Genomic DNA, 12195 nt, shown 5'->3' on the forward strand with positions numbered 1-12195 from the left:
AGTTTCTGGAGTGGTCCCGACCAGCCTCCGGGGCGGGGGCCGTGGAGCTATGAGCAGCGCTTTCCCTTGGCGGGCGGGGTGCCGTCCAGGAGGTAGGTGTTGATCGCGGTGTCGATGCAGTCGCTGCCGCGGCCGTACGCGGTGTGGCCGTCGCCCTCGTAGGTGAGGAGGGTGCCGGAGGCAAGCTGGGCGGCGAGGGACTGGGCCCACTTGTAGGGGGTCGCCGGGTCGCGGGTGGTGCCGACGACCAGGATCGGGGCGGCGCCCCTCGCCTCGATGCGGTGCGGGGTGCCGGTCGCCTTGACCGGCCAGTACGTGCAGTTCAGGCCCGACCAGGCGAAGCCGTCGCCGAACACCGGGGAGGCCTGTTCGAAGGAGGGCAGGGCCGCCGTCACGTCGGCCGGGCCGGAGAAGGACGGCGGCAGGTCGAGGCAGTTCACGGCGGCGTTGGCGAACATCAGGTTCGCGTACTTCCCGCTCGCGTCGCGCTCGTAGTAGGAGTCGGCCAGGGCGAGCAGTCCCGCGCCGTCGCCGTTCATGGCGCGGGTCAGGGCGGTCCGCAGTTCCGGCCAGGCGGCCTGGTCGTACATCGCCGCGATGACGCCCGTGGTCGCCAGGGCCTCGCCGAGCTGTCGGCTCTGGCCGGTGGGGATCGGCTTGGCGTCGAGGGCCTTGAAGAACCGCCGCAGCCGGTCGGAGGCGTCCGCGGGCGAGTCGGTGCCCAGCGGACACTCCTTCTGTTTGACGCAGTCCGCCGCGAAGGACTGGAACGCCGTCTCGAATCCCGCCGTCTGGTCGCGGTTCATGTCGAGGGAGGACAGGGAGGGGTCCATCGCCCCGTCGAGGACGAGCCGCCCGGTGCGGGCCGGGAAGAGCTCCGCGTACGTGGCCCCGAGGAACGTGCCGTACGAGGCGCCGACGTAGTACAGCTTCTGGTCGCCGAGGACCGCCCGCAGGATGTCCATGTCACGGGCCGCCTCGACCGTGGAGACATGGGGCAGGATCTTGCCGGACTTGGCCTCGCAGCCGTTGGCGAAGTCCTTGAACGCCTTGGCCAGGGCGGCCTGTTCGGCCGCGTCGTCGGGGGTCTGGTCGACCTCCGTGTATGCGTCCATCTCCTTGCCCGAGAGGCATTCGACGGGCGCGCTGCGGGCCACGCCGCGCGGGTCCACGGCCGCCATGTCGTAGCGGGCCCGGACCGGCGCCGGGTAGCCGATGCCCGCGTACGACTGGAGGTAGCCGACCGCCGAACCGCCCGGGCCGCCCGGGTTGACCAGGAGCGATCCGATCCGTTGGCCGGGGCCGGTCGCCTTGACCCGGGCCACCGCGAGGTCGATCGAGGGGCCGGCGGGTTTCGCGTAGTCCAGCGGCGCCTTCATCGTGGCGCACTCGAACTTGGCGACTCCGCAGGCCCGCCAGCTCAGCTTCTGTGTGTAGTACGGGGCGAGCGCCTCGGCCGTGGGGGCGTCGGCGGGGCCCGCCTTCGTCACGGCGTGCGGGGAGGCGGTCGCGGACGTGGACGAACTGCCCGACGAACAGCCGGAGATGAGCAGGCCGGCCGTCGCGGCGGCGATGGCTGAAGTGCGGAGCAGGCGCCTGGAGTCCATCTCCGGAGCGTATCCGCCCGGTGACGTGATGTATGCGGTGCGCGGCGGTGCGGCTCGTACGGGTGATCCCGTCAACCTCGCCCGCCCCGACAAGTTCTCCCCCGGTCCCCCCTTCCCGGCCGCTTCAGCCCGCTCGCAGGGCCAGCGTCATGGACTCGACCGCGAGGAGCGGGGCCACGTTGCGGTCCAGCGCCTCGCGGCAGGCGAGGATCGACTCGATGCGGCGCAGGGTGCGCTCGGGGCCCGACGAGCGGGCGATCCGGTCCACCGCGTCCCGTACGTCCTCGTTGGCGATGGCCGACCTGGTGCCCAGTTGCAGCGCGAGGACGTCGCGGTAGAAGCCGGTCAGCTCGGTCAGCGCCAGGTCCAGGCTGTCGCGCTGCGTGCGGGTCTTGCGGCGCTTCTGCCGGTCCTCCAGCTCCTTCATCACGCCCGCGGTGCCGCGCGGCATGCGCCCCCCGGCGACCCCGCCCATGGCGGCCTTGAGCTCCTCGGTCTCCTTGACGTCGACCTCCTCGGCCACCTGCTTGGCGTCCTCCGCCGCGGTGTCGACCAGCTCCTGCGCGGCCTTCAGGCAGCCGCCCACGTCGTCGACCCGCAGCGGCACCTTCAGGACCGCGGCGCGCCGGGCCCGGGCCGAGGCGTCGGTGGCCAGGCGGCGGGCCCGGCCGATGTGGCCCTGGGTGGCCCGGGCCGCCGCGTACGCGGCCTCGGGCTCGATGCCGTCGCGCCGGATCAGCACGTCGGCGACCGCCTCGACCGGCGGTGTGCGCAGGGTGAGGTGGCGGCAGCGGGACTTGATGGTGGGCAGCACGTCCTCCAAGGAGGGCGCGCACAGCAGCCACACCGTGCGGGGGGCGGGCTCCTCCACCGCCTTGAGGACGGCGTTGGCGGCCTGCTCGGTGAAGCGGTCGGCGTCCTCGATGATGATCACCTGCCAGCGGCCGCCCGACGGCGACAGCTGGGAGCCCCGCACCAGCTCACGGGTCTGCTTGACGCCGATGGTGAGGCCCTCGGTGGTGATGACCGTGACATCGGCGTGCGTACCGATCAGGGCCGTGTGGCAGCCGTCGCAGAAGCCGCAGCCCGGGGCGCCGCCCAGCGCCCGGTCCGGGCTGACGCACTGGAGGGCGGCCGCGAAGGCGCGGGCCGCGGTGGGGCCGCCCGAGCCGGGCGGGCCGGTGAACAGCCAGGCGTGCGTCATCTTCGACGCCTCGGGGCGCGGCAGACCGGAACGCTCGGCGGTGACGAGCGCATCGGCATCCCGGGCGGCGGCACCCAGCTGCTCCTGCACCCGCTCCTGGCCCACCAGGTCGTCCCATACGGCCATCGACTGCCCCTCCGTACCTGCGTCACTCCTGCGCCCCATTGTGCGGCACCCCACTGACAACGGACGCCAGCGGGCACATCCCGCCGGTCAGGGACTTCAGCGCTGACATCGCGGGGGAAGAGCGCGTCCGGAGGAACGCCGATCGCCGGACCGAATCCGGTCCGGCGATCGGGTCGAGGCTCCGCCGCGGTCAGCGGCCGCGGCGCCCGCCCCGCGGGTTGTCGTCCTCGTCGTCGTGCGGGCCGAGGAGTTCGTCCGCCAGCGTGGGCAGGTCGTCCAGCGGGGTCTCCTCCGCCCAGTCCGAACGCCGACGCTGCCGCTCCTGGCCCGTCACCGGGTCGATCTGGGGCAGTTCGCGCGTGCGCTCGTTGCCTCCCTCGGCGTGGTGGGCGGCGTCCCGTTCGTCGCGGAAGAGGCCCGGCGGTACCCGGTCCGCCGGATCGCGGTCGCGCACGGGCGGCAGCACCGCGGTCTCGTCGGCGTCCCGGGCGGCCGGACCGGTGTCGCGGCCCGTGGTGCGGGAGGTGCCCCGCGCCGCGTCCGGCACCGACGGCAGCACGGTCGTCTCCTCGGCGTCGGAGGTGCGGGGCGCCGCGTCCGCGTCCGGCTCGGCCACCGGAACCGGCTGGGTGACCTCGCTGGAGCCGGCGACCGGCACCGTCTGGGTCACCTCGTTCGGGCTGACGACCGGGGTCTCCACGGTGGTCTCCGAGGCCGACTCGGCGGCGGAACCGCCGGACCGGGCCGCACCCGCGCCGCCGGAAGAGCCCGCGGAACCGGCCGCCTTGGCGACACCGGAAGAGCCGGACGACGTGGGCGTGCCCGGAGCCACGGCACCGCGGGCCGCACTCGCGCCGCCCTCCTTGGCGGCCGCCTCGGCCGCGGCGGCCACGGCGGCGGCCTCCGCCAGCCGACGGGCCTCCTCCGCGCGCAGCAGCGCCTCCTCGGCCTTGCGCTGCTTCTCCCGACGGCGGGCCTCCGCCTCGGCGCGCAGCCGGGCCTCCTCCTCCGCCTGCTTGCGCAGCCGTTCCTGCTCGGCCGCGCGGGCCTTCTCCTCGGCCTCGCGCCGGACGCGCTCCTCCTCGGCGAGCCGCCTGGCCTCCTCGGCCCGCTGCCGGGCCTCCTCCGCCTGACGCTCCTCCTCACGGCGGCGGGCCTCCTCCAGCTCGCGCCGCTTGCGCTCCTCCTCCTCGGCGCGGAGCTTGGCGAGCTGTGCCTGGCGCTCGCGCTCCAGACGCTCCTCCTCGGCCTTGCGCGCGGCCTCTTCCTCGGCGCGCTTCCTGGCCTCTTCCTCGGCCTTCCTGCGCGCCTCCTCCTGGGCCCTGATCTCGGCCTCGGAGAGCGGCAGCATCTGGTCGAGCCGGTGGCGTACGACGGTGGTGACGGCTTCGGGCTCCTGGCCCGCGTCGACGACCAGGTAGCGCCCGGGGTCGCCGGCGGCCAGGGTGAGGAACCCGGACCTGACCCGGCCGTGGAACTCCGGCGGCTCCGACTCCAGCCGGTCCGGCGCCTCGGTGAAGCGCTCGCGCGCCGTTTCGGGCGAAACATCGAGCAGAACGGTCAGATGCGGTACGAGTCCGCCAGTTGCCCACCGGTTGATCCGGGCGACTTCGGTCGGGGACAGATCACGACCCGCACCCTGATACGCCACGGACGAGTCGATGTAGCGGTCCGAGATCACGATCGCGCCGCGCTCCAGGGCGGGGCGTACCAGCGAGTCGACGTGCTCGGCCCGGTCGGCGGCGTACAGCAGCGCCTCGGCGCGGTTGGACAGGCCCGCCGACGACACGTCGAGCAGGATCGACCGCAGCCGCTTGCCCACCGGCGTCGCCCCGGGCTCGCGCGTGACCACGACCTCGTGTCCCTTGGCCCGGATCCACTCGGCGAGCGCCTCGGCCTGGGTGGACTTGCCTGCGCCGTCGCCGCCCTCCAGGGCGATGAAGAAGCCGGTCGCGGCCGGTGCCTGCACCGGGTCGGCGCCCCGCACCGCATCGGCCAGATCGCGCCGCAGCGGCACGCCCTGGCGGTCGTCGGCCTTGGCGAGCACCACGGCGGCCAGCGGCAGCAGGAGCGCGCCGACCAGCATCAGCGTGAACCCGGCGCCGCCGTGCGCGAAGACGAACGAACCCGACTCCACCCGGTGGCTGCCGATCGCGGCGGCGAGCAGCGGCGCGACGATGGCGCCGAGCCCGACCGCGACCCGTACGACCGCCTGGAGGTGCTCGGTGGTGCGGGCCCTGCGGTACTCCTCGGTCTCCTGGTCGATCAGGACGTGCCCGGTGTTCGCGGCGACACCGGCGGCGACGCCCGCGATCAGCGCGATGAACAGCACGGTCGCCAGGTCCGGAACCAGGCCCAGGGCGAGCAGCGCGACGCCGGTGACGGCGATGGCGAGAGCGAGCAGACGCCGCCGGGACAGCACCGGAAGGATCTTGGCGGCGGCGCGGATGCCGAGCACCGTGCCGCCGGCCAGCGTGAGGATCAGGAGCGCGAACGCGACGGGGCCGCCGCCCAGGTCCACCGCGTGCAGCACGGCGACGGACGCGGCCGCGGCGATCGCCGCCGCGACCGAGGCGCAGGCGAGCACGAGCAGCGGAACCGCGCCGGTGCGCCCCTTGTCGGGGCCGTTGCCGGTGCTGGGCCTGCGCAGCCCCTCCAGGGGCGAACGGGCCCGCGGCGTCTGGGTGCCGGGCAGTTCGAGCAGCGCGACGACGGAGATCGAGGCGGCGAACAGCCCGGCGGCGAGGTACGAACCGAGCGCGGCCTGGTGCAGCTTGAACCAGTCGACGCCCGTCCCGAGCAGATTGCTCACGAGGGCGGCGACGAGCAGGGCGGCCGCGCCCAGGGGGATCGCCACGAAGCTCGTACGCAGCGAGAGCCTGCGCAGCGCGTCCAGGTGGTCCGGCAGCGGGCGGACAGCGGCGCCCTCCAACGGGGGCGCGGGCAGCAGCGCGGGCGCCGCGCTCTCCTTGGCGACCGTCCAGAACCGTTCGGCCACGCCCGTGAGGAAGGCGGTGACGAGGATGAGGAGCAGCGCGTGCGCCGGCGTCCAGTCGATCCACAGCGGCGCGACGATCAGGAGCGCGGCCCGTACGCCGTCGGCGCCGACCATCGTCCAGCGCCGGTCCAGCGGTCCGCCCGGCGCGGTGAGCGCGGAGACCGGACCGAGCAGCGCGGCGCCGAAGAGCACCGTCGCGAACACCCGGGCGCCGAGGACCGCGGCGACGGCGAACGCCGCGCCCCGGTATCCGCCGCCGAAGGACTGCTGCTCCACCGCGGCCTGCAACGCCAGCAGCAGCGTGACGAGTACGGCGAGCGCGTCGCCGATCCCGCCGACGAGCTGGGCGCTCCACAATCGCCGCAGCGAAGGGACGCGCAGCAGGGCGCGGACGGCGCGCTCGCGTGAATCTGCGGCCAGGGAGTCGGAGATGGGGCTCACGACCGTGGGGGTCCCCCCTGCCCCTGGTCCTGCAGAGCTTGGGGGATGCTCGGGCTCGGCTCCTCGCGTCATCCGCCCAGCCTATCCGGAGCGCGCGGGTCCTCGCGGGGGCGCCCGAACATATGGGCGGGCGAACCACCGGGACTCCACCGGATGTTCCACGTGAAACGGGGGGCCGGGGCGTGTGCCCCGGCCCCCCGTTCGCGCTCGGTTCTACTCCGAAGCCGTCGCCTTCTTGGCGGCCGCCTTCTTCGCGGGAGCCTTCTTGGCCGCGGTCGTCTTGGACGCGGCGGTCTTCTTCGCCGCCGCCGTCTTCTTGGCCGGGGCCTTCTTCGCGGCGGTCTTCTTGGCTGCCGTCTTCTTGGCCGGAGCCTTCTTCGCCGTCTTCTTGGCCGGGCCCTTGGCGCGCTTCTCGGCCAGCAGCTCGAAGCCCCGCTCCGGCGTGATCTCCTCGACGCTGTCGGCGGTCCTGAGCGTCGCGTTGGTCTCGCCGTCGGTGACGTACGGGCCGAAGCGGCCGTCCTTCACCACGACCGGCTTCTCGCTGACCGGGTCGACGCCGAGCTCCTTGAGCGGCGGCTTGGCGGCGGCGCGGCCCCGCTGCTTGGGCTGGGCGTAGATCGCCAGCGCCTCGTCGAGCGTGATGGAGAAGAGCTGGTCCTCGGTCTCCAGGGAGCGCGAGTCGGTGCCCTTCTTCAGGTAGGGGCCGTAGCGGCCGTTCTGCGCGGTGATCTCGACACCCTCGGCGTCGGCGCCGACCACGCGGGGCAGCGACATGAGCTTGAGGGCGTCGTCCAGCGTGACGGTGTCCAGGGACATCGACTTGAAGAGCGAGGCGGTGCGCGGCTTGACCGCGTTCTTGCCGGTCTTCGGCGTGCCCTCGGGCAGGATCTCGGTGACGTACGGGCCGTAGCGCCCGTCCTTGGCGACGATCTGGTGGCCACTCACCGGGTCGGCGCCCAGCTCGAAGTCGCCGCTCGGCTTGGCGAGCAGCTCCTCCGCGTACTCGACGGTCAGCTCGTCGGGCGCGAGGTCGTCCGGGACGTCCGCGCGCTGGTGGCCTTCGGAGTCCTTCTCGCCGCGCTCGACGTACGGGCCGTAGCGGCCGACGCGGAGCACGATGCCCTCGCCGACGGGGAACGAGGAGATCTCGCGGGCGTCGATCGCGCCGAGGTCGGTCACGAGCTCCTTGAGCCCGCCGAGGTGGTCGCCGTCGCCGTTTCCGGCGTCGGAGGCGGCCCCGGCCGTCGTCGCGTCGCCCTCGCCGAAGTAGAAGCGCTTCAGCCACGGCACCGCCTGGGCCTCGCCCCGCGCGATGCGGTCGAGGTCGTCCTCCATCTTGGCGGTGAAGTCGTAGTCGACGAGCCGCCCGAAGTGCTTCTCCAGGAGGTTGACCACGGCGAAGCTCAGGAACGACGGGACGAGCGCCGTGCCCTTCTTGAACACATAGCCGCGGTCCAGGATCGTGCCGATGATCGAGGCGTACGTGGAAGGACGCCCGATCTCGCGCTCTTCCAGCTCCTTGACCAGCGAGGCCTCGGTGTAACGGGCCGGCGGCTTGGTCGCGTGGCCGTCCACCGAGATCTCCTCGGACGACAGGGCGTCGCCCTCGGCGACCTGCGGCAGCCGGCGCTCGCGGTCGTCGAGCTCGGCGTTCGGGTCGTCGGCGCCCTCGACGTACGCCTTCATGAAGCCGTGGAAGGTGATCGTCTTGCCGGACGCGGTGAACTCGGCCTGGCGGCCGTCGCTCGCGCGCCCCGCGATCTTCACGGTCACCGAGTTGCCGACCGCGTCCTTCATCTGGGAGGCGACGGTGCGCTTCCAGATCAGCTCGTAGAGCCGGAACTGATCACCCGTCAGGCCGGTCTCGGCGGGGGTGCGGAAACGATCACCCGAAGGGCGGATCGCCTCGTGCGCCTCCTGCGCGTTCTTGACCTTTCCGGCGTACGTGCGCGGCTTGTCCGGCAGGTAGTCGGCGCCGTACAGCTGCGTCACCTGGGCCCGGGCGGCCGTGACGGCCGTGTCGGACAGCGTCGTGGAGTCCGTACGCATATAGGTGATGAAGCCGTTCTCGTACAGCTTCTGGGCGACCTGCATGGTCGCCTTGGCGCCGAAGCCCAGCTTGCGCGAGGCCTCCTGCTGGAGCGTCGTCGTACGGAACGGGGCGTACGGCGAGCGGCGGTAGGGCTTGGACTCCACCGAGCGCACGGCGAAGGAGGAGTCGGCGAGCGCCGCGGCCAGGGCCCGCGCGTTCGCCTCGTCCAGGTGCAGGACGTCGCTCTTGAGTTGTCCGTCGGGACCGAAGTCGCGGCCCTGCGCCACGCGCCGGCCGTCGACCGTGTTGAGCCGTGCCACCAGCGTGGACGGGTCGGAGGCGTCGCCCGCCCGGCCGGTGGAGAACGTCCCGGTCAGGTCCCAGTACTCAGCGGAACGAAACGCGATGCGCTCGCGTTCCCGCTCCACGACGAGCCGGGTGGCCACCGACTGGACGCGCCCGGCGGACAGCCGCGGCATGACCTTCTTCCACAGGACCGGCGAGACCTCGTAGCCGTAGAGGCGGTCGAGGATGCGGCGGGTCTCCTGGGCGTCGACCATGCGCTGGTTGAGCTCGCGCGGGTTGGCGACGGCGTCCCGGATCGCGTCCTTGGTGATCTCGTGGAAGACCATCCGGTGGACCGGGACCTTGGGCTTGAGCACTTCCTGCAGGTGCCACGCGATGGCTTCGCCCTCGCGGTCCTCATCGGTGGCGAGGAAGAGTTCGTCGGACTCGGCCAGAAGCTCCTTGAGCTTCTTGACCTGGGCCTTCTTGTCGGCGTTGACGACGTAGATCGGCTGGAAGTCGTGTTCGACGTCCACTCCGAGCCGGCGCACCTCGCCGGTGTACTTCTCGGGCACCTCGGCGGCGCCGTTCGGCAGGTCGCGGATGTGCCCGACGCTCGCCTCGACGACATAACCGGGGCCGAGGTAGCCCTTGATCGTCTTCGCCTTGGCAGGAGACTCGACGATGACGAGTCGGCGGCCGCCCTTTGCGGTCTCGCTGGTCGGGGACAACTTCGCTCTTCTCTCCGGTCGGCACTCGGGTGTCAGTACGTGACGCTGCGGAGTGTGACGGTACAACCCGCCCCCGTGTCAAACAGCAAAAGCCCGCAGCGGCCACTCGAACGGTAACCCGACTTACCGCGATCCTGCCGCCCGGACCGTCCCGAAGCCTTCCGAAAAGCGTTTCATCCCCTTTCGGGCTAGATGCGGGCGAAGCACCACAGCCCGAGCAGCAGGAAGACCGCGCCGGAGACGCTCGTGAGGACGGCGGAGGTGACGGGCGAAACCCCGTGGGCGACCGGCGTGCGGCGGCGCAGACAGGACGCCGTCCACAGCAGCAGAGCGCCCCCGAACAGCGCGAACACCGTCCCCGCGAAGACGGCCGGCCCCGTCTCGGTCCCACCCATTGCGTTCATGCGCGCGATCCTGGTCACCGCGCGGCACCCCCGGGCAGAACCGGGGCCGCATTCCGGAGAACGCCGGGTGAACGGTCACCCGATCATGCACATTTCAGCCAGATCCCCTCTCTTCGACGCGTCGGACGTCACAGGACGCGTCGAGCGTCACATCACATTGCGCGCGGCCCACCCCCTGCCGCCCCGCTCGAAAACGGGCGAGCAGCCCCACCGCGAGCGGCCCTTACCCGCCCCCACCCCGTACTCCGCACCCGAGCGGGCCTAAGGCGGGTGATGCCGCCGCCCTCGGCCGGTCGGCGGGCCGCGTCCGCCGCATGCGTCAGCGCCAGTACGTCACCCGTCGTACGCGTCCACCCGGGCAGCGCCGAGCGGGACGAAGAAGCGGAGCCGGAGCGCGGGCACTACGAGCACGGTCGCGATGCGCATGGGCGGGGGCGCCCAGTTGAACAGGGCCGCGGCACGAGAGGACGCCGCCGACCACGACCAGCCGTCCGGTACGCGGGAGTTGACGCATGGAGGCGCCTCCCGCGCGACGGCGAGCGTGGCGGCAGCGCGGGCGGCTGCCGTCCCGGCGGGCGGTTACCGCGGCCGTGCGCGGGGGTCAGCCGACCGCCCAACTGCCGCAGCACGGTGGCCCGTCCACGCCCGGGCAGCATGCCGGGCTGCTCGTCGCGCCCAGGCTCAGCGGCTGGCGGTTGTCCGGGACGGACCCAGGACCGCCTCGTCCAGCTCGATCCGGATCACCGCTCCCCCTCCCGCCCCTCCTCGATCGGTTACTCCCCCACCGGCTCCAGGAAGCCCTGCTCGACCAGGAGCCGGATGGCTTCCGGTGTGCGGTCCCGCAGCCGGACCGGGTCCTCGTCGATCAGCTGGGCGATGGCGTCCAGGATCCGTCCGGCCGGCAGCTGTCCGTCGCAGACGCCCGCGAACCCGGCGCCCACCGTGTCGACCTTCGTGGCCCGGCGCATGCCGCGGTTCTGCCGCAGCACCACGTGCTCCGGGTCCTCCGCGCCCGGCAGCCCGACCTGCTCCTGCACCACCTCGTCGGCGAGGCGGAACCGGTCGGCGAGCAGCGCCGCGTCGTCGTGGCCGCGCAGGTAGTCCTGACGCTCGAAGTGCGCGTGCACGGCGTCGCCCAGCGGCTGCTCGACCGGGTGCGGCCACTCCTCGGCCACGATGGACGGCTGCTCGCTGTCGGTGCGGCGCAGGGTGATCCAGCCGAAGCCGACCGCCGTCGTCCTGCGCGCCTCGAACTCGTCCAGCCACGCCTCGTAGCGCTCCGCGTACCGGGCCGGGTCGGTGTGGTGGTCCCCGGCGTCGCGCAGCCACAGCTCGGCGTACTGGGTGATGTCCTGGACCTCGCGCTGCACGATCCAGGCGTCGCAGCCGCGCGGGACCCAGGAGCGGAGCCGGTCCTGCCACTCCTCGCCCTCGACGTGCTGCCAGTTGGCCAGGAACTGGGCGTACCCGCCGGGGTTGAGGCGCTCCCCCGCCTGCTGAACGAGCGAGCGGCACAGATCGTCCCCGCCCATGCCGCCGTCCCGGTAGGTCAGCCGGGCGCCGGGCGAGATCACGAACGGCGGATTGGACACGATCAGGTCGTACGTCTCCTCGCCCACCGGCTCGTAGAGCGAGCCCGTCCGCAGCTCGGCCTCCGGGGCACCGGAGAGCGCGAGCGTGAGCCGGGTGAAGTCGAGGGCACGCGGGTTCAGGTCGGTGGCGGTGACCCGGGTGGCGTGCTGCGCGGCGTGCAGCGCCTGGATGCCGGAACCGGTGCCGAGGTCGAGGGCCGAACCGACGGGCAGCCGGACGGTGAGGCCGGCCAGGGTCGTGGACGCGCCGCCGACGCCGAGCACCATGGCTTCATCGCGCCCGCTCGCCCCGCCCGCGCCGCCGACCGCGCAGCCCAGGTCGGAGACGATGAACCAGTCCTGCCCCTCGGGTCCGCCGTAGGGCCGCACGTCCACCGTGGCCCGCACCGCCTCGCCGGCGCGGACCACCCAGCCGTCCGCGAGGGCCTCCTCCAGCGGCAGGGCCGCGCGGGCGCTCTCGTAGGGAACGGGCTGCTGGAGCAGGAAGAGCCGCGCCAGCGTGTCGAGCGGGGTGCGCCCCCGGGTGGCGCGCAGGGCGGGGACGGTCTCGCTGCGGGCCAGCGCGGCGTAGGCGGGCGCGCCGAGCAGATCGAGCAGGCCGTCGGCGGTGAAGGCGGCGGCGAGCAGGGCGTCACGCAGGCGGGCTGCGTGAGTGGGCGCGGGAAGACTGGTCGTACTCACCCGCCCATTGTGGCCGCTGCCACTGACAATCACCCCATCACGGCCGCGGCCCGGCCCCCGCTGGGGGACCGGGCCGCGGTCACGCGCGTAC

The 12195-nt window shown here is 73.2% G+C and carries 6 protein-coding genes; all 6 read right to left on the reverse strand.

The window, feature by feature from the left end; all coding sequences use genetic code 11:
- Positions 1 to 47: 47 nt before the first annotated feature.
- Positions 48 to 1607, reverse strand: coding sequence for an alpha/beta hydrolase (locus tag AC07F3_RS12525; RefSeq protein WP_479113229.1), 1560 nt, complete (start codon positions 1605 to 1607; stop codon positions 48 to 50).
- Between the two features lie 124 nt (positions 1608 to 1731).
- The gene (locus AC07F3_RS12530; RefSeq protein WP_479113231.1) at positions 1732 to 2937 is read right to left on the reverse strand and encodes a DNA polymerase III subunit delta'; all 1206 of its coding nucleotides are present in this window, start codon (positions 2935 to 2937) and stop codon (positions 1732 to 1734) included.
- Between the two features lie 190 nt (positions 2938 to 3127).
- Positions 3128 to 6376, reverse strand: coding sequence for a dTMP kinase (gene tmk / locus AC07F3_RS12535; protein ID WP_479113233.1), 3249 nt, complete (start codon positions 6374 to 6376; stop codon positions 3128 to 3130).
- A gap of 213 nt (positions 6377 to 6589) precedes the next feature.
- On the reverse strand, positions 6590 to 9427 hold the full coding sequence (topA, locus tag AC07F3_RS12540) for a type I DNA topoisomerase (RefSeq protein ID WP_479113235.1): 2838 nt from the start codon (positions 9425 to 9427) through the stop codon (positions 6590 to 6592).
- Positions 9428 to 9615: 188 nt separating this feature from the next.
- The gene (locus AC07F3_RS12545; protein ID WP_479113237.1) at positions 9616 to 9831 is read right to left on the reverse strand and encodes a hypothetical protein; all 216 of its coding nucleotides are present in this window, start codon (positions 9829 to 9831) and stop codon (positions 9616 to 9618) included.
- Between the two features lie 773 nt (positions 9832 to 10604).
- Positions 10605 to 12104 carry a DUF7059 domain-containing protein gene (locus AC07F3_RS12550; RefSeq protein WP_479113239.1) on the reverse strand — a complete coding sequence of 500 codons (1500 nt, stop codon included), beginning with the start codon at positions 12102 to 12104 and terminating at the stop codon, positions 10605 to 10607.
- Positions 12105 to 12195: the final 91 nt, after the last annotated feature.

The sequence above is a fragment of the Streptomyces sp. NPDC045846 genome, assembly GCF_056431605.1.